Source organism: Pseudoalteromonas sp. HL-AS1, from assembly GCF_031198785.1.
GTDB classification, from domain to species: Bacteria; Pseudomonadota; Gammaproteobacteria; order Enterobacterales; family Alteromonadaceae; genus Pseudoalteromonas; species Pseudoalteromonas distincta.
Map to the genome: position 1 here is coordinate 530,150 of NZ_CP133570.1, position 24,036 is coordinate 554,185.

General features: G+C 38.5%; 22 protein-coding genes and 1 pseudogene. 6 read left to right on the forward strand and 17 right to left on the reverse strand.

Translation table 11 applies throughout. The features are described from left to right. Positions 1-120: 120 nt before the first annotated feature. The 14 genes and pseudogenes from RB214_RS19255 to RB214_RS19320 all read right to left on the reverse strand — a co-directional run bounded on the left by RB214_RS19255 (position 121) and on the right by RB214_RS19320 (position 14,646). Positions 121-1,449 carry a tetratricopeptide repeat protein gene (locus RB214_RS19255; protein ID WP_309169464.1) on the reverse strand — a complete coding sequence of 443 codons (1,329 nt, stop codon included), beginning with the start codon at positions 1,447-1,449 and terminating at the stop codon, positions 121-123. A 69-nt stretch (positions 1,450-1,518) separates the two neighbouring features. Beyond that, complete coding sequence (locus RB214_RS19260; protein WP_024597386.1) at positions 1,519-2,124, reverse strand: energy transducer TonB; 606 nt, start codon at positions 2,122-2,124, stop codon at positions 1,519-1,521. 12 nt (positions 2,125-2,136) lie between these two features. Beyond that, entirely contained in the window at positions 2,137-2,550 is a 414-nt protein-coding gene (locus RB214_RS19265) for a biopolymer transporter ExbD (protein WP_004334764.1), read from the reverse strand. Positions 2,551-2,603: 53 nt separating this feature from the next. Next, positions 2,604-3,131 carry a MotA/TolQ/ExbB proton channel family protein gene (locus RB214_RS19270; RefSeq protein WP_166420857.1) on the reverse strand — a complete coding sequence of 176 codons (528 nt, stop codon included), beginning with the start codon at positions 3,129-3,131 and terminating at the stop codon, positions 2,604-2,606. A gap of 3 nt (positions 3,132-3,134) precedes the next feature. Beyond that, positions 3,135-4,502 carry a MotA/TolQ/ExbB proton channel family protein gene (locus tag RB214_RS19275; protein ID WP_309169176.1) on the reverse strand — a complete coding sequence of 456 codons (1,368 nt, stop codon included), beginning with the start codon at positions 4,500-4,502 and terminating at the stop codon, positions 3,135-3,137. A gap of 10 nt (positions 4,503-4,512) precedes the next feature. Further along, positions 4,513-5,265 carry a DUF3450 domain-containing protein gene (locus RB214_RS19280; protein ID WP_008169959.1) on the reverse strand — a complete coding sequence of 251 codons (753 nt, stop codon included), beginning with the start codon at positions 5,263-5,265 and terminating at the stop codon, positions 4,513-4,515. Between the two features lie 241 nt (positions 5,266-5,506). Then, positions 5,507-6,121, reverse strand: coding sequence for a DsbA family protein (locus RB214_RS19285; protein WP_024591046.1), 615 nt, complete (start codon positions 6,119-6,121; stop codon positions 5,507-5,509). 13 nt (positions 6,122-6,134) lie between these two features. Next, on the reverse strand, positions 6,135-7,178 hold the full coding sequence (locus tag RB214_RS19290; protein WP_309169465.1) for a GGDEF domain-containing protein: 1,044 nt from the start codon (positions 7,176-7,178) through the stop codon (positions 6,135-6,137). Between the two features lie 44 nt (positions 7,179-7,222). Beyond that, entirely contained in the window at positions 7,223-9,112 is a 1,890-nt protein-coding gene (locus RB214_RS19295) for a methyl-accepting chemotaxis protein (RefSeq protein ID WP_309169178.1), read from the reverse strand. A 256-nt stretch (positions 9,113-9,368) separates the two neighbouring features. Then, on the reverse strand, positions 9,369-10,625 hold the full coding sequence (locus RB214_RS19300; protein WP_165742650.1) for a sugar MFS transporter: 1,257 nt from the start codon (positions 10,623-10,625) through the stop codon (positions 9,369-9,371). Positions 10,626-10,713: 88 nt separating this feature from the next. Continuing rightward, positions 10,714-11,604, reverse strand: a pseudogene (locus RB214_RS19305) (substrate-binding periplasmic protein). Positions 11,605-11,682: 78 nt separating this feature from the next. After that, the gene (locus tag RB214_RS19310; RefSeq protein WP_024595017.1) at positions 11,683-12,195 is read right to left on the reverse strand and encodes an RNA methyltransferase; all 513 of its coding nucleotides are present in this window, start codon (positions 12,193-12,195) and stop codon (positions 11,683-11,685) included. Continuing rightward, positions 12,195-12,707, reverse strand: coding sequence for a YcgN family cysteine cluster protein (locus tag RB214_RS19315; protein WP_004334734.1), 513 nt, complete (start codon positions 12,705-12,707; stop codon positions 12,195-12,197). The genes RB214_RS19310 and RB214_RS19315 overlap by 1 nt, the downstream gene beginning before the upstream one ends. Positions 12,708-12,804: 97 nt before the next feature. After that, complete coding sequence (locus tag RB214_RS19320) at positions 12,805-14,646, reverse strand: DUF885 domain-containing protein (RefSeq protein ID WP_309169179.1); 1,842 nt, start codon at positions 14,644-14,646, stop codon at positions 12,805-12,807. 154 nt (positions 14,647-14,800) lie between these two features. Here RB214_RS19320 and RB214_RS19325 point away from each other — a divergent pair, with 154 nt between their 5' ends. Both RB214_RS19325 and RB214_RS19330 read left to right on the forward strand, forming a co-directional pair. Continuing rightward, on the forward strand, positions 14,801-16,078 hold the full coding sequence (locus RB214_RS19325; protein WP_309169180.1) for an amidohydrolase family protein: 1,278 nt from the start codon (positions 14,801-14,803) through the stop codon (positions 16,076-16,078). Between the two features lie 218 nt (positions 16,079-16,296). Next, a complete protein-coding gene (locus RB214_RS19330; RefSeq protein ID WP_309169181.1) occupies positions 16,297-18,717 on the forward strand; it encodes a TonB-dependent receptor domain-containing protein in 2,421 nt (806 codons plus the stop codon). A gap of 138 nt (positions 18,718-18,855) precedes the next feature. Here the strand turns inward: RB214_RS19330 and adhP are convergent, their stop codons facing one another. Then, the gene (adhP, locus tag RB214_RS19335; protein ID WP_024604846.1) at positions 18,856-19,866 is read right to left on the reverse strand and encodes an alcohol dehydrogenase AdhP; all 1,011 of its coding nucleotides are present in this window, start codon (positions 19,864-19,866) and stop codon (positions 18,856-18,858) included. Between the two features lie 204 nt (positions 19,867-20,070). Here adhP and RB214_RS19340 point away from each other — a divergent pair, with 204 nt between their 5' ends. Then, complete coding sequence (locus RB214_RS19340; protein WP_024604845.1) at positions 20,071-20,616, forward strand: GbsR/MarR family transcriptional regulator; 546 nt, start codon at positions 20,071-20,073, stop codon at positions 20,614-20,616. A gap of 40 nt (positions 20,617-20,656) precedes the next feature. On the opposite strand, the gene RB214_RS19345 is transcribed toward RB214_RS19340, so the two are convergent. Further along, positions 20,657-21,673 carry a lytic transglycosylase domain-containing protein gene (locus RB214_RS19345; protein ID WP_004334714.1) on the reverse strand — a complete coding sequence of 339 codons (1,017 nt, stop codon included), beginning with the start codon at positions 21,671-21,673 and terminating at the stop codon, positions 20,657-20,659. Next, entirely contained in the window at positions 21,666-21,953 is a 288-nt protein-coding gene (locus RB214_RS19350) for a YcgL domain-containing protein (protein WP_024604843.1), read from the reverse strand. The genes RB214_RS19345 and RB214_RS19350 overlap by 8 nt, the downstream gene beginning before the upstream one ends. Before the next feature lie 155 nt (positions 21,954-22,108). Between RB214_RS19350 and minC the strand changes: the two genes are divergently transcribed. The 3 genes from minC to minE are packed head-to-tail and all read left to right on the forward strand — an operon-like array spanning position 22,109 to position 23,893. Further along, the gene (gene minC, locus RB214_RS19355) at positions 22,109-22,813 is read left to right on the forward strand and encodes a septum site-determining protein MinC (RefSeq protein WP_024604842.1); all 705 of its coding nucleotides are present in this window, start codon (positions 22,109-22,111) and stop codon (positions 22,811-22,813) included. A 5-nt stretch (positions 22,814-22,818) separates the two neighbouring features. Next, entirely contained in the window at positions 22,819-23,628 is an 810-nt protein-coding gene (minD, locus tag RB214_RS19360; protein WP_011330130.1) for a septum site-determining protein MinD, read from the forward strand. A 1-nt stretch (position 23,629) separates the two neighbouring features. Further along, positions 23,630-23,893 (forward strand): cell division topological specificity factor MinE, encoded by a 264-nt coding sequence (gene minE / locus RB214_RS19365; protein ID WP_004334706.1) that lies wholly within the window; start codon positions 23,630-23,632, stop codon positions 23,891-23,893. Positions 23,894-24,036: the final 143 nt, after the last annotated feature.

Sequence of the window (24,036 nt, forward strand, 5' to 3'; positions counted from 1 at the left end):
CAAAGTTATTTACATAAAATTCAAGTAGTTAGTTTATTAAAAACATAAAAAAACCACACTAAAAATAGTGTGGTTTGGATTTGCGATTATGAAATTATATTTAAACGTTATTACTAAAGCTTAAAGCAGTGCCGTTCTTAATGTTTCTGCATGCACTTTCTCGCGCTTTACATATTTAATCCATTGCTGCGCTAAACGCTGTGATTTTTTATGTTTTTCTGCCTGTTCGAACGCTAAAATTGATGCATCAAAATTTTGTAAGTTGTACTGAGCCATACCCAAGGCAACAAATGCATTTGATTCAAAATCAAGTGAGCCTTTATTAAGTGCTTTACGCGCTGCGTCGGCCGCTTCTTCATATTGCTCAGTATTAACATATACTTCAGCTAAGCGTTGGTCATACTTACCACTGGGTGATAAATCGGCTGCTTTTACAAAGTATTTTATTGATTTTTCGTCTTCTTTTGCTTGGATCATCGCCTCAGCTACAAAGGCATAGTTTTTAGCGTTTTGCTCTGCAATCCCTTTTTCAATCGCATCACTCATAACGTCTGCGGCTTTAAATGCTAAGCCGTTATATAAATACACTTGCGCTAATTGGCGTAAATCAGATTTAGACGTTAAAAAACCTTGCTGGTAAGCTGCTTCAATTACCGCCAACTGCTGCTTTTCTTGCCCTGTTTCACCATACATACCTGATAACTGTACCCAATACTCAGGCTTGTTATAAAGCTTTACCATGCGCTCAAGTACTTCAACAACTTTATCAGTTTGATTAAGTGAGTAATACATTGCACGCTGTAGTACTAACCAGTTTTCCTTAGGGATTTTGCCTTCGCTATCACTTAAAGCAATTACTTGAGATATGTACTCAAGCCCTTTTTTATAATCCTTTAACTGATAGTATGTTTGAGCCCTTAGCAAGTAATAGCCTTCTGTTTTAGGCTGAGTGTTAATAGTGTCCCAGTCATCTAAAAATGCGATAACTTTAGTGTAATCACTATTAGCCATAGCTAGTTGCGCTAAACTAAAGGTAGTACTTAAACGAAGCGACTCGGGAATGGCCTCCTCTGCTACGACCTTTTCAAACGAAGCTATCGCTTTTGGTAAATCGTTTTCGTTGTAATAAATAAACCCATAAAAATTATGCATCATCGCAATTTCGTACGAATTCATGCTTGAAGCTCGCTCTTGAATGCTATCAAGCGCTTCAAGGCCTGCTTTAACATCACCATCGTCTGCAAGTTTTTGGGCACGTGCGAGTTGGCTGTAGACCTTTTCGCGAAGCGCTGGCACACGTTTAGTTTTTTGCTCTTGCTCTGCATATGCACTTGCTATATTAACGCTAGGTAACATGTTTAGAGCACTTGGAGCAACAATACTTGTACTGATCGCAGCGGTACAAAATAATGTGACTTTTAAAAATTTAGCTGTAGGGCTTAATTTCATAACAGATTTAATAAATAGCTTCATAATCGCCTCGCATTTCTGTCCGTTTACTCGTGGTTAATTACTAAATTAACCGCTAATTTGGAAAGATATTTTGTTCTGAACACCCGCAACTTCAACAGCTTCACCATTTACTACGCGTGGTTTATATTTAAATTTAAGTGCTGCATCCATCGCCGCTCTATCAAAGAGTGACTCAGGCTCTGCTTTAACCACTTGTGGGTCTCGCACCGTACCTTGTTTAGTTACTGTAAATTCAACAATAACGTAGCCTTCTATGCCACGTGATAACGCACGGCGCGGATAAACAGGGGCCACCTTTACAATCGGTAAGTATTCACCATCACTTGTTTCAAGTGCTAACCCGCCTGCTAAATTTACATCCGCATCAACGTTTGCACCAAAGTCAAAGTTGTTAGCATTAGCTGTAGCATCACTATTTTGCATTTGCGGTGATTCCATTGGTGGTGGCGGCTCTTTTGGTGTTGGTGGCTTTTGTGGCTTACGCTCTTTTTTTTGTACGGTTTCTTCTTTTTTCAAGCGAACAAAATCAAGTACGTTACCCTTTACCGGATCCGTCATAGCGCCTTCACCGCCAGTAATAAGTGCCTGCATGCCTAAAAACAACATAAAGGTCACTACACCGGCTATCACTAATGCAACTAAATATCGCAACATAACTAGCCCTTAAGACGCATCTTGTGCGGCAATTGATACATCAAATGCGCCCGCCGCGCGCGAGGCATCCATCACCTTTATTAACATTTCGGTAGTGGCTTTTTTATCCGCTTGAATCACAACGCTACCTTGTGGATTTTCTGCTTTTAAACGCTCGATATTGGCTTGTACTGCGCGTACATCAATTTGACGTTTATTAATCCAAATCTCACCTGTGTCTGAAATTGCGACCAGGATATTTGCACGCTCTTTTTTAACCGCTGTTGCGGCTTCAGGGCGGTTAACATCAATACCGGCTTCTTTAACAAAAGAGGCAGTTACAATAAAGAAAATAAGCATGATAAATACAACGTCTAGCATTGGGGTCATGTTTATTTCTTCAGCTTCGTCTTCTTGAAATAGGTTTCCTAACGGGGCTCTCATTTTTATTCTCCTAGGATGAGCGGCTTTATAAGAGCCGCTCATCAAAATTTTGCTTAATGGTCTAAAACCATGCTGTCTTGTAGTAGTTCTACTTCGCGCTTAGCTTTTCTTTGTAAATACGTTGAGGCAAATACCCCAGATAACGCACCTACCATGCCTGCCATTGTCGGAATAGTCGCTTTAGATACCCCTGACGCCATTGAACGCGCACTCCCTGTGCCGGTAATTGCCATTACATCAAACACTTCTATCATGCCCGTTACAGTGCCTAACAAACCAAGTAGTGGGCACAAAGCAACCATCACATTAATCAAAGAAAGGTTGGTGTTTAAGCGCATACCTGCTCGCGATATTATTGCTTCGCGTATTTGCTCTGCGTTCCAACTATTACGTTCTGCACGGTTAATCCAATCGGTTTTCACACCCTGTTTATAGCTTCGAAAACCGTTGAAAAAGTAAATAAATCGCTCGAGTATCAATAACCACATCGCGAAGATTAACACCCCGATGACCAAGAGTACTTGGCCACCAGTGTCGAGAAAATCACGGATAGCATTGATTGAATCAATCAATAGCACCATGGTTTATGCTCCCTTCTCGCTACGCTCTGCGATAATACCGGCGCTCTGCTCTTGAATAGTTAACAAAATATTTTTAGCGCGCGTATTAAGTAAGGTGTATAAAAATACCGTTGGTATGGCGACCACTAAGCCCAATACCGTTGTTACTAGCGCTTGAGAAATACCACCCGCCATAAGCTTAGGATCCCCAGTACCAAATAAGGTGATTGCTTGGAATGTATTGATCATGCCTGTTACCGTACCCAATAAACCTAAAAGCGGTGCAACAACAGAGATGATTTTAATCAGTGTTAAATTACGCGTCACTTTTGGCATTTCACGTAAAATAGCTTCACTTAATTTAAGCTCAAGTGTGTCGTGTGAAACACTCGGAAATTGATCTTTTACTTTCATTACACGTCCAAGCGGATTGTCATCACGTGCAACTGTATCTTTAAGTTGACGACGAATTTTACCGCCCATAACCAATAATGAGAAAAAACGCTCCAGTGATATAAGAAGTGCAATAACACCCACGCCTAAAATCACATAACCAACGGTCCCACCTTGATGAACACGCTCTTGTGTATCGGGTGCTTGAACTAATAAACCAAGAATAGATCCACCTGTTGGGTCAAGTGCAAATTGCACCACACCGCTTTTAGTATTTTGTAGCTCTTCTGCTGTTGCAGTAAAACGCGATACAGGTTGGCGTGTTAATTCACTCAAAGAATTAGTCGAGGAATTAAACTCTAAATATTTACCGTTTGATATAAGGTTAAATGCGCCCACTCGCACAACTTCTTGCTGTGCTTTAGTACCGCCTTCAACAATAACACTTGCATTAAAACGACTTACTTTGCCTTGCTCGGTCATTTCGCGTTGTAGTTCAAACCATACTTTTTCAATATCTTCTATTGAAGCAAGTTTTGAAGTTGACCCCATCTTTTGAGCAAGGTCATCCATAAACGTACTACGCCCAGCAATCTGGGAAGATATAATTGATGTCGCAAACTTATTACTAGAATCACCTGCTACTTGCTGTAACACGCCAAACAATTCTTTAAGGGAACCCATTCGTTTAGAAAGCGTGTCTGTTAAGTTAGCAAGTTTTACTTCATTTTCTTCAAACTGCGTTTCTAAGCGCTCAGATTCCACCAGCATTTGATTACGCTTTGCTTGGATATTTTTAAGCGTTTGTACTTGCTCGTTTTGACGAGCAGTAAACTCTTGTTCGCGCTGCTTATTTTGCTCGCTTTGAGCTGATTGACCATTTTCGAGCGTTTTAAGTAATGAATCTAAGTTCATTGGCTCTGCCGCTATACTTGCACCAGTAATGCTTAGGCTTGCAGCAAAAAGAGCTATTTTTGTCATTTGAGTAAACAATTTCATTTTTAACCTCTTATTCTGCTGCATGTACTGGCAGAGTTAACATATCTGGGGCAAGTTGCTTACGCGCAATACGTAAGCCTTTATTAATTTGGCTTATTGTAGAGTCTGGTAATGCTTCAAATGATTTTGTATCTGCATTCCAACTACCTGCTTTTTTACCATCGCGTGTTAAGTAAATAAGCTCTAAACGGCCAATGCGTAAAAAATCGACTTCACGCTCTTTGTCATCCACGTTTAAAAGTGCGGTATAGGCTTCAATAGTGCGCCCGTAGTCTACTTCTACTTGATAGGCTTCAAGTACACGGCGAAATTTTTCACTTGAATTGATATCAGCACGATTCATCATTTCATTTAAAGATGTAACACGCTTAGTGCGCTCATCAGCTAAAAATGGAATATCTAAAGATACAAACTGCTCAAGGCCTTCAATCATTCTAAGCATTAGCGGCGTAATTTGACGTTCAATAATAGAAACCTGATCCATAGACAGGTTTAAAGATTCCATCTCTTCTACTTGATTATTTAACTGTTTAGTTAGCTGAGCGTTGTAAACAGCTAAACCGTCAATTTCTTTATTGAGGGTTTTAAATTGCTGTAAACGTCCTTGCATTGAATCTGCAATCTTGTCTATTTTTGTTTGTGATTGCGCAGCTGATTTATTAATTTCACTACTTTTATCAATAACCTTATCTAAATCGTTTGCGTGTACTGCTGCACTTGCGGCCACAATACCAGCTAAGATTAATGGTTTAACGCCTTTCATCGCATACACCTTTACTCGTTAGTTAGCGGATTTGCTAGTTTGTTTTTTTAGGTCATAAACTTTGTTATATAAATAATTTATGACTTAATAATTTCAATGAGCAGGAGTTTATAGATGAAACATGACAAGGATGTTGCGCAAAAAAGTCGCTTTTATGACAGTGGTAATAATTAAGACTTACGAGGGGGTTTTTAAGATGATAAGAGCATTTGTTAGCCAAATGCCCTATAAACAGGCTGGATTATTTTAAAATTGAATTAATTTGATTAAGGGAATAATGCCAATCGGTGTAATTTATTTCAATTGGGTATGCTTTATTACCTTTAATAAGCACTAGTGAGGGAAAACCTTGGATTGGTAGTGTACGAACAAAGGATAACTCAGCTTTAAATTCATCATTAAGCTCGCTTGACGTTAGCTGCGCGGTAAACTCATTTTTATCTAAGCCAATTTTTTCAGCCAAACTAATTAATGTACTTTCATCTGACGGGTTTTGCGCATTTAGGTAATAAGCATTTTGAATTGCAGCCACCATTTGAGCTTCTTTATCCGCTTTACGCGCTATAAGTGCGGCTCTACATGCGGGATACGTTGAACGCCTTGGCTGGCAATCGCGCCAAAAGTTATAATTAAATTGCGTACCTAACTGCGCTGAAATTTTATGCCAAGTACCCTCAAGCATCTCTTTCATATTTTGCGGCATTGGGTCTTGGCTATCAGGTGCTAATCCACCTACTTTATATTCAATTGCTACTTTACCAGCAAGCTCTGATTTTAGCTTAAGCCAGGTTGGTGAGTAACCCCAACACCAGCTACACATTGGGTCATGAACATATATTAATTTACTTTGAGACATATTAATCCTTCAACTAGTTCGAGACGACACTATTACGACCAGCAGCCTTTGCACTATAAAGAGCTTCATCAGCTTGTTTTAACGAATCATCATAATCAGTTACTTTATTTACTTGGGAAATACCAATACTACAGGTGATTGAAATACGCTGCTTGTCATCAGTAAATATAACGTGTCCTGCAACAGTCTCTCGAAATTTGTTTGCTATTACAGTGGCTGTAGCAACAGTAACCTGCGGTAAAATAACAACAAACTCCTCACCGCCATAACGGGCCTTTAACGCAGTTGCCAAAAACTGAGATTCAAGGAGCTTGGTAAATTCAATCAATACCGTATCACCAAAATCGTGACCATGCGTATCGTTTAAAGATTTGAAGTTATCTAAATCAATTAACAAAATTGAAAAAGGTAAGTACTGCTCTGGGCGTGTTTGGGCAAGCTTTAAAAAATGAGAGGTAATGAAACGTCTGTTTGCTATACCAGTAAGGGGGTCGGTATAAGCATCTTGTTTTTGCTCTAGCGTAATATCGGCAATAGCCATGTGGCTTTTATGCCTAAAATACTCACCAATAAATGAGAATAAAAACACCATAGAAAAGGACGCTATAAATCGTGTTTTTTCTACGTCGCCATAGCTAACTTGACCAAAATCAGGGCCGTATAAAATAACAATACAAGAAAACAGTAAGGTACAGCCTAACCAAGCACCTAGTCTAACCCCTAAAGATGCAAACGTTACGACAGGATAAAACATTAGCCAATATAGCGCGGTATTATCTTTACCGCCGGTATAAACAAGTGCAACAAACATCATGCACACAATGCTCATACTTATTAATGCCACAACTTGCAGATTACCCGTTTTTATAAAATAGATAGAACAGCTTATATTTGTAATGTTAACGATAATTAATGAAGCGGTCAGTAGTGGCGAATAAAGCTTATAATTAAAAAACACTAATACTGCGATCAACACAATTGAAATCCCAATCATGGTAAATAAAGAAAACGCTTTGCGTTGCATGTATGAGCTATAAACACTGTCGATATTTATCAGACTGAGCTAATTTGGTTTATTCACATTTTTTTTAGTCATTAATTTTATACTTTAAACTTTTGAACCATATTTTCTAAAGCACTAAACTGTTGTTTTAGTTTGGTACATTCGTCAAGCGTGTCATTTAAGTTGGCCTTGCCTTGTATACAAAGCGAATTAATTGTTTGAATATCTGTATCTAATAACTTAACAACTTGGTTTTGCTCATCTGTTGCAGTGGCCACAGAGTGATTTGCATCGTTAATTTGTTGAATCGCTTGTATAACATGGCTCATTAAATTGCCAACAGCATCGGCTTGTTGCACGCTTTTTTCACTGCCTTCAAGACTTGTTTTCATAAGCTCTACAGCAAGGTTTGAGCCTTTTTGCAACTGACTAACCGTGTCTTCAATCTCTTGCGTTGACTGTTGAGTGCGGTGCGCTAATTGGCGAACTTCATCTGCTACAACGGCAAAACCGCGTCCCGCCTCTCCTGCTCTAGCAGCCTCAATTGCAGCATTAAGTGCCAATAAATTCGTTTGTTCACTTACACCTTTAATAACTTCAAGCACTTGGCCAATACTGGCTGTATGCGTATTTAAACTGTTTATAGTTTGCTGAGCTTTTTCCATATTACCCGAGAGCTGGTGGATAGTTGCAACACTGTGGCTTAATGCTTCTTGGTTTTGTGTTGAATGTTCATCTGCATTTTTAGCAAGCTGCGATGCACTCTCTGCATTACTTGAAATATCCATTAATGTAGCTGAAAACTGGTTGATAGCCGCTGCAACACTATCGGTTCGTTTACTTTGATCATCATACATAGACAGCGAAAAATGTGTTTGTGATACCAAACTCTCAATAGCTGTATCTAATTGCTCTGTGGTGCTTTTTACATGTTCTATTGAGTGTTGAATCTTTTCAATGAAAATATTAAATGAATGACTTAATTCGCCAAATTCATCATCATTTTCAACGGTTAAGCGCCCTGTTAAATCGCCTTCACCTTGTGCTATATCTTTAATAGCATCGTTTAAACGGTTCATAGGCTGCATTAAGTAGCGCAATAAAAGCTGCATCATAATTATAATAGTGATAATTCCTATCACCATAAAAACAGCCGCAGTTTGGCCAAAAGCCGATACACTGGCATACGCTTTATTTTTATCTATAACAACACCTAGGTACCAATCTACGTTTTCAATACCACTAATTTTTGTAAACGAAATAAGCTTAGACTCTCCGTTTATCTCGTACTGGGTAAACTCACTTTGCAAAGGTGTATTGGTACCAAAGATGTCTGATGTATTTTTTAAGTTTAACTGAGCATTTGGATGGCTTAACACTTGGCCTTTGTTATCGAGTAAAAAACCATAACCGAGTCCTAAAAAGTCAATATCGTTAATAATTTTTGTCACGGTATGCATATCAATATCGGCACCTGCAACACCACTAAATTGGCCATTTTGTAGCATGGGTACCACCGCTGAAATTGTAAGCTCGTTAGTGGTCACATCGATATAAGGAGTTGTAAAAGCGGTATTTGATTTGTTTTCGACTAATTTATACCAAGGACGAGAAGTCGCATCAAAATCTGGAGGTAATACAACTGATTGATCGTTTAATATAAACGTGCCGCTAGATTTACCTATATACGTATTTTTAAAACTTCCAGCAAGCTCTGCTGTATTTAATTGTGAAAGGGTGAGTGCTTTAGAATCATTCGCTTTATGGGTTTTAGCAATTGATATTACAATCGCCAACTTTGCATTTAACCAACTCGCTATATTTTGTGAAACAGATTCGGAATTTTGTTGCAATACCAGGCTTAACTGCTGCTCGGTTTGCTTGCGCATCGCAATGTAGTTATTAAAAGTAAATAATCCTAGCACCAAAACCAAAATTAAGGAGGCTGCAATAGTCACTTTGGAAGTAAATTTCAACGAGTTAAGCATATACATCCTTTTTATTATTTATCGTTATTAGCCTTACTGTTTTAGCAAAAATTTAGCTAAATGTCCTAGTAAAAAAGACTTACAGTTAGGTTATTGATGAAAAATAAGAATAAAGGATTGTAAAAAAATAGGCTTTGGTGGGTAACTGGCTAATATTAAAATAATTAATGACTAGATTTATTTTTTATGGAACGTTCCTATTAACTGTAGCTTTATAAGTGACTGAATACGTATTCAGTCACTCTTGTATAGTCTGTTATTTCCACTTATTTGCTAAGCGAACAACATTTAAACCGTACCATGCAATAAATACATAACATAACATTGGAACAAAAAAGCTTTGCTGTATATTTACTGTATCAGCTATAAACCCTTGCAGTAATGGTACAAGTGCACCACCAACAATTGCTAAACATAACCAGCCAGAACCTTTGCTCGTCAATGATCCTAGTCGCTCGATTGCAACTGAAAATATAGTCGGGAACATAATTGAGTTAAATAAACCAATTGCCAATACTGAGTATAAAGCTACGTCACCTTGAGTAAAAATAGTGATCAATAATAGCGCAATAATACTAAATGCATTAAACGCTATAGCTTTAGAAGGTGCAATCTTTTGTAATAATACAGAGCCAATAAAACGTCCTACCATTGCCCCGCCCCAGTAGTAACTAATAAGTGCAGCCGCAGTATGCTCTTCAAGCCCTGCTATGTGCGCCTCACCAAAGTAGTTAACTAAAAAGCTACCAATGGCAACCTCTCCACCTACATAACAAAATATAGCGAGTACACCCATAGTTAAGTGCGGTGCTTGCGTTAACGAACGAGATTCAATTGCTGTATTATTTTCCTCTTTGTGGGCTTCAATTTCTGGAAGCTTTATAAAGGCAAATACAATAGCGATAAGTAATAAGGCGCCAGCAAGCATTAAATAAGGCACTTTTACAGATTCAGCAGTTGCTGCAGATGCGGCTAAACTACCTGCAGTACCGAAAAATAATAAACCACCAACATAAGGCCCAACGGTAGTACCAAGCGCATTAAGTGCTTGTGCTAAATTTAGACGAGAAGAAGCTGTTTTTTCGCTGCCAAGAGCAGCAACATAAGGATTGGCAGAAACCTGAAGTACTGTTACGCCTGCAGCAAGTACAAATAAAGCGCCTAAAAATAGCCAATATTCATGTACTACAACAGCAGGGTAAAACAACATACACCCCATTGAAGCCACAATTAAACCAGTTAAAATCCCTTTTTTGTAACCAAATTGCTTAACTAAAAGCCCCGCAGGAATAGAAACAATAAAGTAAGCCCCAAAAAAGCAAAACTGTACTAGCATCGCTTCAAAAAAGCTCAAATCAAATACGCCTTTTAAGCGTGGTATTAGTACATCGTTTAAAACAGTAATAAAACCCCATAAAAAAAATAGGGTCGTCATTGCAGTCAGTGGAAACAGATAATTTTTATTTGGCTGTTCGTTGACCGCGAATGATTGGTTTGTATTTATTTCACTCACGTCGTTTTCACTCCATTAACAAGTTGAAAACGATTTTACATGTTTAAATATAAATTAGTCAGCGCACTTATGGAACGTTCCAGTAACGTTATTCACATTGCGTGTTGGTCGCACTAATAATTCGGTCTATTTCGCCACTGTTATTAAACTGATAAAGCCCTTCGTTTATATCCTCTAATACTAAAAGCCAATTATGCGCACGCTTACTAATGGCAAAATATCACGAGTTATATTGCAAAGGAATGCTTTCTTGCTCAATGGAAGAAAGCAAAGACTGTTTTTCAGGTTTAGTTAAAGAGGAGTAAGCCACAGATGATTTCAAAGCTTGAGGATCGCCTATAACCAAATCAACACGCTTAGCAGTCAGTAGCTTAACAAGCTGTAAATCATCAACAGAGGTGATAACTTTAAACTCGCCATTGTCCATCATGGCATCAAACTCTGGCGTATTTTGATACCCTCGAACAACACCAATCTTAAGCCCTTTGAGCGAGTTCAAGTTTCCTGTGAAATGGTCTGTATCGCCTTTCCTTTTTAAAAAAGCAATTTCGCCACCTTTAAACGAATTAGATAAGCCGAGTAACTCTCGACGTGTTTTACCATCAACATAATCGGAGGGGGCTGTATCTTCTATAAAGTATTCAGGCATTAGTATGTCAGCCCTGCCTAGTTCTACATTTCGTACCGCTCTTGCCCAAGGCAAAAATTCAATATATACGCTGTAGCCCTTACTATTTAACAAGGCAATTGAAAATTGATAAACCCAGCCTTTATTACATACATTATTACCAATATAGGGAGGCCAATCGAGTGTGGCTAGATGAAGTGTTTGTTTGGAGTTTTTAGCTTCATAGAGCACCCCTGATTTATGGGAATGCCCATTTAAAGTGTGTTGAGTACCATTTTGAAAATACTCAACCGATGTTTCAGCAAAACTATTACTAGTTGTTAGCAATAATATAAAATAAAACCAGCGCATTTTAGTATCTATTTGTGATTAATAGTGTTTTTAAGTTTAGCTACTACTATCACTTTTGCACAAATAAACCTTAACTAATCAGCTTTTTTGCCACCTCATTTTATTGTTTGTATCACGAGAGCTAATAATAGTATCGTCACTACTCTCAACGCCGCCTAATTTAGCCAAGCGGTCATACAAAACTACATTACAGGTTGCCGCTAAATTCATACAGCCAATAGTTGGAATATAAACAACCTCATCGCACCACTTTAAGACGTCTTTTGATACAGAACCATCTTCGGGCCCAAATACATAAAATGCATTTTCAGGATGTTTAAACTCAGGTAAAGGTGTTGCACCTTCAATAAGCTCAATAACCACAACCGTTGCGCCTTGTGGCTTTATTGCTTCTAAATTATCTGTTTCGGTTAAAGGAATACGCTCCACTACATTTTTTGTATCTGTATGGAATTTTTTGGCATTTAAGTAGCGATTGCCTGTAAAAAAAACTTGTTTAGCGTCATAACAGCCAGCTGCTCGCAATACACCACCAACATTAGTCGGGCTTTTAGGATTGATTAAACCAATTACGGCTTGTTGTTTACTCATTAATCTACGTCCTTTGTTGGCCATTCTGCAATGTACAAATCAAAGTCGTCGAGCTTTACATCGCAATCTTTTACTGTTTTGTCTTTTACAGAAATACCTAGCTCATGCATCTTTGTTTTATCACCATTATTTAATAACGGATGCCAAGAAGCCAAACCACGACCTTCATGTAAACGACGGTAACTGCAGCTTTGTGGCATAAAAAAGATGTCTTTAAGGTTTTCTTTTGTGAGTTTTACACAAGAAGGAACAAGCGTTTGGCGGTTTTCATATTCGCTACAACCACAGGTGTTGTTATCAAGATACTGACATACAATATTAGTAAATATTAATTGCTCACCTTCGCGTAACTGATCGGTGGCTGTAAATTCGTCTTCATCTTCGCTATCAATAAAGGTATTTAAACAACATTTTCCGCATCCATCACAAATGGCTTCCCATTCGTTTTGACTCATGTCGCTTAAGCTTTTTTTAAGCCAAAATTGTGTATTTGCTAATTGTTGATCAAACATAGTTTACTCGTGCCCCCTAAAGAGCGCGCATTCTATCGTATTGCTGTAAATGGCGCAAAGCCAATACCCTTTCAAAGTACTGGCTTGGCGCTACAAATTAGCTTTGAGATTTAACCCAACGTTTAATTTTTTCCTCAAGGATTGGCATTGGTAATGCGCCATCAATTAATATTTGCGTGTGAAACGCTTTAATATCAAATTTATCACCGAGTTCTTTTTTAGAAAAATCACGTAATTCTTGAATTTTAAATTGCCCTAACTTGTAAGAAAGCGCTTGTCCTGGCCATGCAATATATCGCTCTACTTCAGCAATTACATCACTTTTAGCCATAGATGAATTTGCAAGCATGTAATCTATACCTTGTTGACGCGTCCACCCTTTTGCATGAAAACCAGTATCAAGCACTAAACGCATTGCGCGTAATTGCTCATCCGATAAACGTCCATACCACATATAAGGGTCGGTAAATAAGCCTAGCTCTTTACCTAAGCTTTCTGCGTAAAGCGCCCAACCTTCTGCAAACACGGTATAGCCACCAAATTTACGAAAATCAGGTAAGCCCTCTATTTCTTGCTGAAGTGCTATTTGAAAGTGATGACCCGGGGCTGCTTCGTGAATCGATAAAGTTTCAAGTAAAAATTTAGGCTGCGCTTTTAAGTTATAAGCATTGATATAAAAGATACCAGGGCGAGAGCCATCAGGTGCCGGAGATGCATAAGATGCTCCAGCTGCCGACTGCGCTCTGTAGGCTTCAACCGCTTTTACAACGTAAGGTGCTTTGGGTGCTATGTTAAAAAGTAGAGGTAAACGCGCATCTATTTTTTTCTTAACGTTTTCATATGCCGCAATTAACTCCTCGGGCGTGTCGTAGTAAAATTCATCTGAATCACGTAAATGATCAAAAAATTCAGATAGCTCACCTTTAAAGCCTACGGTTTCTTTTACTTTTTTCATTTCGCTTAAAATGCGCGACACTTCACTTAAACCAATGTCATGAATTTCGTCTGCAGATAAGCTAAGCGTCGTGTTTTTCTCAATTTGGTATTCGTACCATGCTTTACCGTTTGGTAAGTCACTGTAACCTACGCTTTCTCGACTATTAGGAATATATTGATTAGCTAAAAAGTCACTCATACTTTTATAAGCCGGTACTAAGTGCTGCATAATCAATTGACGATACTGCGCTGTAATTTTTTGCTTTTGTTGTTCGCTAAACGATTCTGGTAATTTTTTAATTGGTCCCCAAAATAGTGAATCCTCTGGATTTTTAACTACATGAGCTGCAAATTGTGGCTGTAATTTTTCAGCAAGTGGTTTTGGTAACGTAATACCTAGTTTGATGCCTTGCGCCATTGAACGCTCTACACTTGCAAGCCACTTTACAAAACCTTCGCTACGCGAGATAAAAGCCGTGTAATCTTCAACGGTATTAAACGGCTGAGCACTTTGACCTGAACCAAAACCTGCAAAGGTGTTATGCGCACCCGCCATTTGATTTATTGGTAGTAAATAATCAGGAAACTGCATGCCTTCTAATTTAAGTGCAAGGTCGCGCTCTAATATTTCAAAACTTAAAAGCGACTGCCCTGTTAACTGTGCTTTATCTATAAAGTTTAAACGCTGTTGATATTTTTTATAAAAAGCCGCTTTTTTAGCTCTATTTTCTTTTGAAATCTCAGGCGTAAATTGATCGTTAAACTCGTTACGACCATTGTACGTTGCGCTGATAGGGCTATATGTGAGCGATTCATCGTAATACTGTGCAACAAGTACATCGAGCTGTTGCTCTGCCGAAAGCTCTGAAACAATACCTGCCGATGCGTTAACCGTGTTTAACTGCGTACTGGTATTAGTGTGTGTACTAAGCTCAGTATTCATACAGCCACTTAAAGCAAACATAACGCCACTGGCAACTAATGCTAATTTAATTGATTTCATGATAATCCTTTTTAATATCGTTTCTTAATTATGCGCATTAAAGCGTGCTTAATAAAGAAATTACGATAGATTGCATTCATCGTATTAAATTTGCACTTTTATCTGAACTTGTTACATTTCTATTAATTAAAATATGATTTAAAAGAAAAATAAAATGAAAAAACAACTACTCAGCACCTCTATTGCCTTACTTTGCTTAACCGCTTTTAATACCCATGCAGTTACATACCTATCAGCTAAAGCCATGGTTGATGTTAAAGATGGCAAACTCATTAAATCCCCTTTAATTACTATTGATGATGGCGTAATTACAAACATTGAACAAAATAAAAAACCAACGCTGTCTAAAGATGATAAACATATTCAACTCCCTGATTTAACCCTTATGCCAGGTTTAATGGATATGCATGTGCATTTAACGAGCGACCCTACGGTTCCGCGCAGTGAACGTTTAGGCCAGTCAGTTCCTAGAATGGCGATTAAAGCGGCTCATTTTGCTAAAAAAACCTTAGAAGCTGGATTTACAACAGTACGTAATGTTGGCGCAGAAGGTTACAGCGTCATAGCCGTGCGTGACGGCATAAATGCGGGTGACATAGTTGGCCCTCGTATTTGGGCTGCAGGCCCATCACTCGGCATTACTGGCGGGCACTGTGATAACAACCGATTACCTCCTGAGCTTAAATATACTTCAAGTGGCGTCGCAGACGGTCCATGGGCTGCGCGTATAAAAGTACGCGAAAATATTAAATACGGGGCAAATGCTATTAAGTTTTGCGCCACAGGTGGAGTATTTTCAAAAGGGACTAAAGTAGGTGCACAGCAGTATTCTTTTGAAGAAATGAAAGCCATCGTTGATGAAGCCCATATGCGAGATTTACCTGTTGCAGCTCATGCACACGGTACAAGCGGGATTAAAACAGCCATTAAAGCAGGTGTTGATAGCGTTGAACACGCCAGCTTTTTAGATGACGAGGCCATAGCGCTTGCCAAAGAGCATGGAACTTGGCTTTCTATGGATATTTATAACACCGAATATACGCTAACTTATGGCGAGCAAAACGGCGTAGACGAAGAAAACCTAAATAAAGAGCGCCAAGTTTCTAAAAGGCAGCGTGATAGCTTTAGCCGTGCTGTAAAAGCGGGTGTTAAAATGGTGTTCGGTACCGATGCAGCAATTTACCCGCACGGAGATAATGCAAAACAGTTTAGCCGCATGGTTGAATTTGGCATGACAGAACTACAAGCCATTCAAGCATCAACTATTAATAGCGCTAAGTTATTAAAAATGGATACTCAGTTAGGACAAATTAAAACCGGATTTGCAGCTGATATAATTGCGGTAAAAGCAAATCCTCTTAAAAGTATTAAAACCTTAGAGGCAGTACCTTTTGTAATGAAAGCAGGTGTTGTTTATAAAAACCAGTTGTAAATACACGCTATTAAGGCTGAGTTTACTCAGCCTTAATAAAACTCTCACCTATCTTGAATATGCCATAAAAGGGTCACCGTCCCCCTATTAGACTCGCTTTTGTCTATTAATTATCCGAACAGTTTTATTTAATCAAATAAAATGAACTTTCTATTCACTTTAAAAACAATAACCATTATCATTCGCGCAAATTCAATAACGCGAATAGTTATCACTCTATGAAAACGTTTAAGTACTCTCTTATTACTCTTGCTTGTTTAAATGCAAATGTGGCATTTGCCCAAAATACACAAGTTGATGCTGATATTGAACGCATCAGCGTATACGAAAAGCAAAACCGTGTGGTGATGAGCTCTGGTCTTGCTACTAAATCAGACATGTCTTTAATGGAAACACCTGCACCGGTAGTAATTATTGACCGAGAACTGATTGAATCTCAAGGTGTGGATAGCTTACAAGATTTAGTTAGAAACGTAAGTGGCTTAACACAAGCAGGTAATAATTACGGTATTGGTGATAACTTAGTAATTCGTGGTTTAGATGCAAACTACACCTACGATGGTATGTACGGTGGTGCAGGCCTGGGTAATACATTTAACCCAACTCGTTCACTTACAAATGTTGAATCTGTTGAGGTTTTAAAAGGCCCAGCAACAGGTTTATATGGCATTGGTAGTGCAGGTGGCGTAATTAACCTAATTGAAAAAAAACCCGAGTTCGAAGAAAAACACAAAGTTGCGGCTGAGCTTGGCCAGTGGGATAGCTATTCATTATCGTTTGATAGCACTAACGCTATAACAGATGATTTAGCTTATCGTGTAATGGCTAAAACAGCGTCAAGTGACGGCTTTCACGATTTAAAAGAAGATCGCGACGAAATTTATACCTCGCTTAAATACGTGCTAAACGACAGACAAAACATCATGCTTTCTGCAGCCTATATAAAAGATGAAATAGCGGTTGATTCTATTGGTCACCCTATTCGTATTTACAATGCAGAAACTGCAAATGGCTTAAGCGCGGGTGAAGTAACTGGTGCCGATTTAGTAAACGATCCGACAGGAAGCGGTGTACAGTTAAGTGATGCACAACGCGACCAACTTGCTAATTCATTGTCAGCATCTGATGGCTTAACACCTTATAGCTTTGGCACAAATGGTATTATTTCACCAATGGCTGATGCTAACGAAGGTGAAGAACTGCGTTTTAAATTAACGCATAACTATTACATTACTGACGATTTGTTTTTAAACCAGCAGCTACAGTACCGTAACTACACATCAAGTTTTGCGCGCCAAACAGGTGCATATAACTACGTCTATTCAACACGCGATGGAATAATTAATAACGACCCTCGTGCTCCATTAGTTGAAGACGGTGTACTTTACCCGTATGCAGCACGCCGCCAAGAATACCGCCAAGTAGAAGCAGATGAAAAATCATGGCAGTACTTCTTAGATTTACGTTATGACTTTATGTTAGGCGACGTAGATAACGAATTACTAGTTAACGCCAACTACGAAGATAGAGATATTCGTTTTAAACAATTCTCAATATGGGATCAGGATTACGTACTCACAAACAATGATGGTGATGTAACGTACCAAGGTTCTTTGCCGTATATTTACGATATAAGAGAACCAAATTGGCCAACCGGTAACTTTGAAGATTACGATCCGCTTAAAACAAGTGACTACAATAAAAAAGTACAAGCATGGGGCTTAGGCATTCAACATGTTGGTTACATAACTGAAGAACTTACAACGCGTATTGGTGTGGCGTATAACCGAATTGAGCAAACTTATGAGCACTTTGGTGTTGATGAGCGCTACAGTTCTAGCCGTGCAGAGCCAACACCTGAAGCGAGTACATCAGATTCTGGCTTAACGTATAACCTTGGTGCAACGTATCAGCCATCTGAAGATTTATCTGTATTTGTAAATCATTCAAAAGGGCGTACAGCGTATAGTGTATTAGGCTCTGTGGCGGGTAATGAAGCTGACCGACAAGATTCAGAGTCTATAAGTAACGACCTAGGCTTTAGATTTAAAGCATTTGATGACCAACTACTCGCATCTGTTGTTATATTTGAAAGCTCTCGTACTAATTTAGAATATGCAAATCCACTTTATGACGCATTAACATCAAGCTCAGATGTACCTGAAAGCTATTATGATGGTAAAGAGCAAACAAAAGGTGTTGAACTTGATTTAAATGCTTACTTGAACGATAAATGGAAAGTAAACGTAAACGGTATTTATCAAGATGCACGTGACAAAAGTAATCCTAACAGCAGCAGTTACGACACACGCCAAAAAGGTGTGCCTTACGTAACAGCAAGTACATGGGTAACCTACTACGCAGATATGTTTAATTTACCTGAGGCTGTAAATATAAGTGGTGGTATTACATTTGTAGATAACAGAAGTACTAATTCAAGTTCGTTTTCGATTCCTGATGGTTACGTACCAAGTTATACGACTTACGATACAGCTGTATCGTATACAACTGATAAATGGCATATGCAGTTAAACTTAAATAACTTGTTCAACAAAAAGTATTACTCAAAAGCGATGTTTTTAGGTGGTATGCCAGGGGAAGAGCGTAATACAAAACTAAGTTTTAGTTACACACTTTAACTAGCTAACCTGAACTCTGGATAATAAATCTATCTCAAGCAGCTATTTTCAGCGCTCAGGTTAGTTAAATACTTAAAAAGCACGGTTTTCTAATTTAGAAGCCGTGCTTTTTTGTGTTTTATAAACGCTTAATCTAAATTAAATAGTAACCACTATGCGACCGTTAATTTCACCTTTGAGCATATCATCAAAAATTTCGTTAATGTCCTCTAAGCGTTTTTCTTCAATAATCGCTTTTACTTTACCTTGCGCTGCAAATTCCAAGCATTCTTGCAAATCTTTACGTGTACCAACAATAGAGCCAACTACTGAAACGCCATTAAGCACAGTATCAAAAATAGGAAGTGGCATATCCTCTGGAGGTAATCCCACTAATACGCATTTACCGCCACGGCGTACACTTTTATAGGCTTGTTCAAACCCAGCTTTAGACACTGCAGTACACACAACACCATGCGCGCCACCGACTTGTTCAAAAATAGCTTCGCTTGGAACCACCTCTTTAAAATCGAGGGTGATATCTGCGCCTAGCTCTTTAGCAAGCGCGAGTTTTTCTTTGCCTGTATCAACAGCTATTACATTAAAACCCATTGCTTTAGCATATTGCACGGCCAAGTGCCCAAGCCCGCCTACACCAACAATAGCAACCCACTGCCCTGGTTTAGCACCAGATACTTTTAATGCTTTATAGGTTGTAACACCTGCACAAAATAATGGAGCAGCCTCAGAAAAGCCTAATCCCTGAGGTATTTTTACAACGTAGTCGCCATGCGCTAAACAATATTCTGCATAACTACCATCAATAGAATAGCCCGTATTGTGCTGCGATAAACACAGTGTTTCTTTGCCATCTAGGCAAAACTCACAGTGCCCACATGCACTATAGAGCCAAGGAATACCCACTCTATCGCCAACTTCTAAGTGCTTAATGTTGCTTCCGACTTTTTCGATAACACCGACACCTTCGTGCCCTGGTACTAATGGCATTTTTGGTTTTACTGGCCAATCCCCATGACAGGCATGTAAATCGGTATGGCAAACGCCACAGGCCGCTATTTTTACTAAAACATCATTTATTCCCACCTCAGGAATTGGTAAGTCTGTTATTTGTAATTTACCTTTGTATTCATTATTAATTGCAGCTTTCATAGTCATTCCATCGTATGTGAAAAAATTAAAAATAAGGATTTATTTACGTATTGTTGTGTACAACATATCCCAATATAGATGTATAAATATTAATCTAAATTATACTTTAGTCGTTAAAATCAATTTATAAAATGGCTAAGAACTTGCTATCCAAAATGAGCGTGCTAGCATTTACTTTCTGAAATTACTGAAAGTTACTAAGCTATGAGTTTATCCGAAAAGAATTTTGCCTTTGTAATGCATTGTGGTGAGATGGGCAGCCGATGGGGATTCAATCGTACAATTGGGCAAATGTGTGGTTTGCTGATTATTACTAAAAATCCAATGACAGCTAATGAGATTGCAGATGCGCTTAGTATTTCTCGCGGTAATGTAAGTATGGGTATTAAAGAACTGCAATCGTGGCAGTTAATTAAAATACAGCATATTCCTGGCGATCGTAAAGAGTACTACGCCCCTGCTGGCGATATTTGGGATATGGCAAATCGCGTATTTGAAGAACGTAAAAAACGTGAAATTGAGCCCACCTTAACACTACTACGCGATAACTTATTAGACGAAGCCAGTAACGATGATGAGCTTTATGCACAAAAACAAATGGGTGAGATTCACAACCTACTTGAAACCGTCACTAAATGGTCATCAGAACTGCAGCGTTTAACGCCAGAGCAACTTAATAAGCTAATGAAGCTAGGTTCTGGAATTGGTAAAGTTATTGACCTAAAAGAAAAGATATTCAAAAAAGAATAAAGCCGCAATTGCGGCTTTATTTATAGGTATATTTTAAGAATTAGATTTTTGGATAACCAATTCTATCCGACAAGTAACCTACACTAGTAGCAAAGTAATACGAGCGATTCCAATGCATAAACACTTTGTAGTTATCGTACGCTAAGTACATACGGCCATTTATATCATCAGGCATAACCAGCGCAGCACGTACGTCTACATTAGGTAAATCAGAACCATCAGCTTTACGAACACCCAGTGCTTGCCAATCAGCTAATGAGCGCTCTGAGTCATTCCAATATTCTAACCACTGCTTGCGAGTTTTGGTACCACGCACTAAAACGTATTTACTATCAAAGTTTTCAGGTAACTGAACTTGGCGACCCCACGTAAGAGAGTCATTCCAGCCTTCTTGTTTTAGATAATTAGCAATTGAGGCAAAAGCATCTTCTTTTGTAGTCCAAATATCTTTACGACCATCGTTATTGTAATCAACCGCGTAAGCATTAAAAGAGGTAGGCATAAATTGCGTTTGCCCCATTGCGCCTGCCCAAGAGCCTTTAAATTTATCAAGCGTTATGTGGCCCGACTTTAAAATATCCAGTGCAGCCCAAAGTTGGCGCTTATAAAGTGCTTCTCGGCGTCCATCAAAAGCAAGTGTCACTAATGATGAAATAACGTTATGTCCGCCTTGAATTGTACCAAAGTTACTTTCAAGTCCCCAAAGCGCCACTATAAAGCGTGCTTGTACGCCAAACTCTTTCGCTACTTTTTCAAGTACCTCTTTGTTTTCTGCGTAAAGCTTACGTGCGCGGTCAATTTTCCATTGTGGTACACGTTTTGGTAAATACGTTTCAAGGGTTTCTTTTACTTCTGGCTGGTTTTTGTCAGCCGAAACCACTTTTTCTTTATACGTTGCTGTTGCAAACGCATCGTCAATAAGTTTGGCTTCGTAACCTTTTGCGATAGCTTCTTGCTTTAAATTCGCTAAATAATCTTGAAATTCAGCCTGAGTTTTTGCCATAACAGGTGAGCTTAAACATACACCACATAATATAACGATAAGTTTTTTAATCACTATCAACTCCATTGTCTTTTCGTAATTGGCTTAGCAAACTTTGCTCAGGTGGTGGAATTTGTAAGTAGTAGCCTTTATCAGGATTTGATAACGCTGCTTTTACAGTTTCTAAATCTGCCCCACCTAAATGCTCACGTTTTGTTAAATTGATGATCATCACATAAACAGGTTGACCAAACATAGTCATCAAAGGTTCCGGAACTTTACTAAAATCATCTCTTTTTTCAACAAATAAGAACGTATCCGCTTTTTTCTTACTTTTATATACTGCAGTGAGCATTATGGCCCTATAAATTCTTGCTTAACAATGCCGCACACTATAACATGAGAGTAATAATAAGTTAGAAAAATTAGATTAGAAATTTCAATAAAGGCTCTATTCAGCCTACGTTTATCTAAAATTAATTTCTAATCAGACAAATCAATTGAGCGTGTATGTCGGACCAAATTTTTGAGTTAAAAGGGAATCTTTTTACGTTATCAGTTTTGCATCTTTATAGTACTGATATAAACCTTTTAGCAGAACAACTGTATGTAAAAATAGCCCAGGCCCCTAAGTTTTTTGAGGGTGCGCCTATTGTCGTTAATTTAATTGAAATTAAAAACAGTTCACTTGATTTTGTTCACTTAAAATCATTAATCGAGCGAATGAGTTTTAATGCGGTTGGTGTGTGTAATGGCTCAGATGAGCAACATACTCAAGCAAAGGCTGCTGGCTTATCTGTTTTAAATTATTCACAAGACGTTAAGAGCGAACCTGTTAAACAAGAGTCCAATACATCGATTGTAGAAAAAACGGTGCATTTACCAGCGCAAATTATCAGCGGTACAGTTCGCTCTGGACAACAAGTTTATGCAAAAGATAGAGATTTGATAGTACTTGGCGCAGTTAGTCATGGTGCGGAAGTCATTGCCGATGGGAATGTGCATATTTATGGCACGCTACGCGGTCGCGCTATTGCAGGCGCAAAAGGTTTTAAAGAAGCACACATTTTTTGCCAAAAACTTGAAGCCGAGCTGGTTTCAATAGATGGTAATTACTGGATCAGTGATTCGCTACAAGGTGAACATTGGGGAAATGCAGTGCAAATACAACAAAAAGACGAATCATTAGAAATTTCAGCATTGGTTAAAGGATAAATCTCATGGCAAAAGTAATTGTCGTTACCTCAGGTAAAGGCGGTGTTGGTAAAACAACATCAAGTGCTGCAATTGGCACAGGCTTAGCGTTAAAAGGCTATAAAACAGTTATTATCGACTTTGATATTGGTTTACGTAACTTAGATTTAATTATGGGTTGTGAACGCCGCGTTGTTTATGACTTTGTAAATGTAATTAATGGTGAGGCAAACCTTAACCAGGCGCTTATTAAAGATAAACGTGTAGATAAATTATTTTTACTACCTGCTTCACAAACTCGTGATAAAGATGCTTTAACACGTGAAGGTGTTGAACGCGTACTAAATGAACTAAAAGAAGACTTTGATTACATTGTTTGTGATTCACCAGCGGGTATTGAAGCTGGCGCTATGATGGCTATGTACTTTGCCGATGAAGCAATTGTAACAACAAACCCTGAAGTATCGTCAGTGCGAGATTCAGACCGTATTTTAGGTATTTTACACAGTAAGTCTAAGCGCGCTGAAGAAGGCTTAGAAAACATAAAAGAACACCTATTAATTACTCGCTACAATCCAGATCGTGTTTCTAAAGGTGAAATGTTATCGGTTGAAGATATTCAGGATATTTTAGCGATTGATTTATTAGGCGTTATTCCTGAGTCTCAAGCAGTATTAAGTGCATCTAACTCTGGCCAACCTGTTATTTTAGACAGCGAATCTGATGCAGGACAAGCTTATGCAGATGCGATTAGCCGCTTACTAGGTGAGACTGTCGACTTTCGCTTCTTAGATGTAGAGAAAAAAGGTTTATTCAAACGGATATTTGGAGGTTAACGTGTCTTTACTTGACTACTTCCGCTCAGAAAAGAAAAACAGTGCGTCACTAGCAAAAGAGCGATTGCAGATCATTGTCGCGCACGAGCGTTCTCAACGAGGAACGCCGGATTACTTACCACAATTAAAACAAGATATTTTAGATGTGATCCGTAAATACGTGAACGTAAGTACCGATGCAGTTCAGGTTCAGTTTGATCAAAACGAAGACGATTTAGCCGTACTTGAGCTAAACGTTACACTACCTGATGAAGAAAAGAAGTAATTGAAGAAAGGGCGCTTTATAAGCGCCCTCTTTATTTTCATTTACTTAGTAATAACTTTCTAAATATCTACGTTTTAATCCCTTGCATGCAACTAAAACTTTTCTACTATGTAACACAAAAATTATAGATAATACCAATTCGC

Excerpts from the sequence above, each read along its gene's own strand:
- RB214_RS19255 (WP_309169464.1), bottom strand. The coding sequence starts at position 1,449 with ATGAAATTAAGCCCTACAGCTAAATTTTTAAAAGTCACATTATTTTGT.
- RB214_RS19265 (WP_004334764.1), bottom strand. The coding sequence starts at position 2,550 with ATGAGAGCCCCGTTAGGAAACCTATTTCAAGAAGACGAAGCTGAAGAA.
- RB214_RS19270 (WP_166420857.1), bottom strand. The coding sequence starts at position 3,131 with ATGGTGCTATTGATTGATTCAATCAATGCTATCCGTGATTTTCTCGAC.
- RB214_RS19275 (WP_309169176.1), bottom strand. The coding sequence starts at position 4,502 with ATGAAATTGTTTACTCAAATGACAAAAATAGCTCTTTTTGCTGCAAGC.
- RB214_RS19280 (WP_008169959.1), bottom strand. The coding sequence starts at position 5,265 with ATGAAAGGCGTTAAACCATTAATCTTAGCTGGTATTGTGGCCGCAAGT.
- RB214_RS19285 (WP_024591046.1), bottom strand. The coding sequence starts at position 6,121 with ATGTCTCAAAGTAAATTAATATATGTTCATGACCCAATGTGTAGCTGG.
- RB214_RS19295 (WP_309169178.1), bottom strand. The coding sequence starts at position 9,112 with ATGCTTAACTCGTTGAAATTTACTTCCAAAGTGACTATTGCAGCCTCC.
- RB214_RS19310 (WP_024595017.1), bottom strand. The coding sequence starts at position 12,195 with ATGAGTAAACAACAAGCCGTAATTGGTTTAATCAATCCTAAAAGCCCG.
- RB214_RS19315 (WP_004334734.1), bottom strand. The coding sequence starts at position 12,707 with ATGTTTGATCAACAATTAGCAAATACACAATTTTGGCTTAAAAAAAGC.
- RB214_RS19320 (WP_309169179.1), bottom strand. The coding sequence starts at position 14,646 with ATGAAATCAATTAAATTAGCATTAGTTGCCAGTGGCGTTATGTTTGCT.
- RB214_RS19325 (WP_309169180.1), top strand. The coding sequence starts at position 14,801 with ATGAAAAAACAACTACTCAGCACCTCTATTGCCTTACTTTGCTTAACC.
- RB214_RS19330 (WP_309169181.1), top strand. The coding sequence starts at position 16,297 with ATGAAAACGTTTAAGTACTCTCTTATTACTCTTGCTTGTTTAAATGCA.
- adhP (WP_024604846.1), bottom strand. The coding sequence starts at position 19,866 with ATGAAAGCTGCAATTAATAATGAATACAAAGGTAAATTACAAATAACA.
- RB214_RS19340 (WP_024604845.1), top strand. The coding sequence starts at position 20,071 with ATGAGTTTATCCGAAAAGAATTTTGCCTTTGTAATGCATTGTGGTGAG.
- RB214_RS19350 (WP_024604843.1), bottom strand. The coding sequence starts at position 21,953 with ATGCTCACTGCAGTATATAAAAGTAAGAAAAAAGCGGATACGTTCTTA.
- minC (WP_024604842.1), top strand. The coding sequence starts at position 22,109 with ATGTCGGACCAAATTTTTGAGTTAAAAGGGAATCTTTTTACGTTATCA.
- minD (WP_011330130.1), top strand. The coding sequence starts at position 22,819 with ATGGCAAAAGTAATTGTCGTTACCTCAGGTAAAGGCGGTGTTGGTAAA.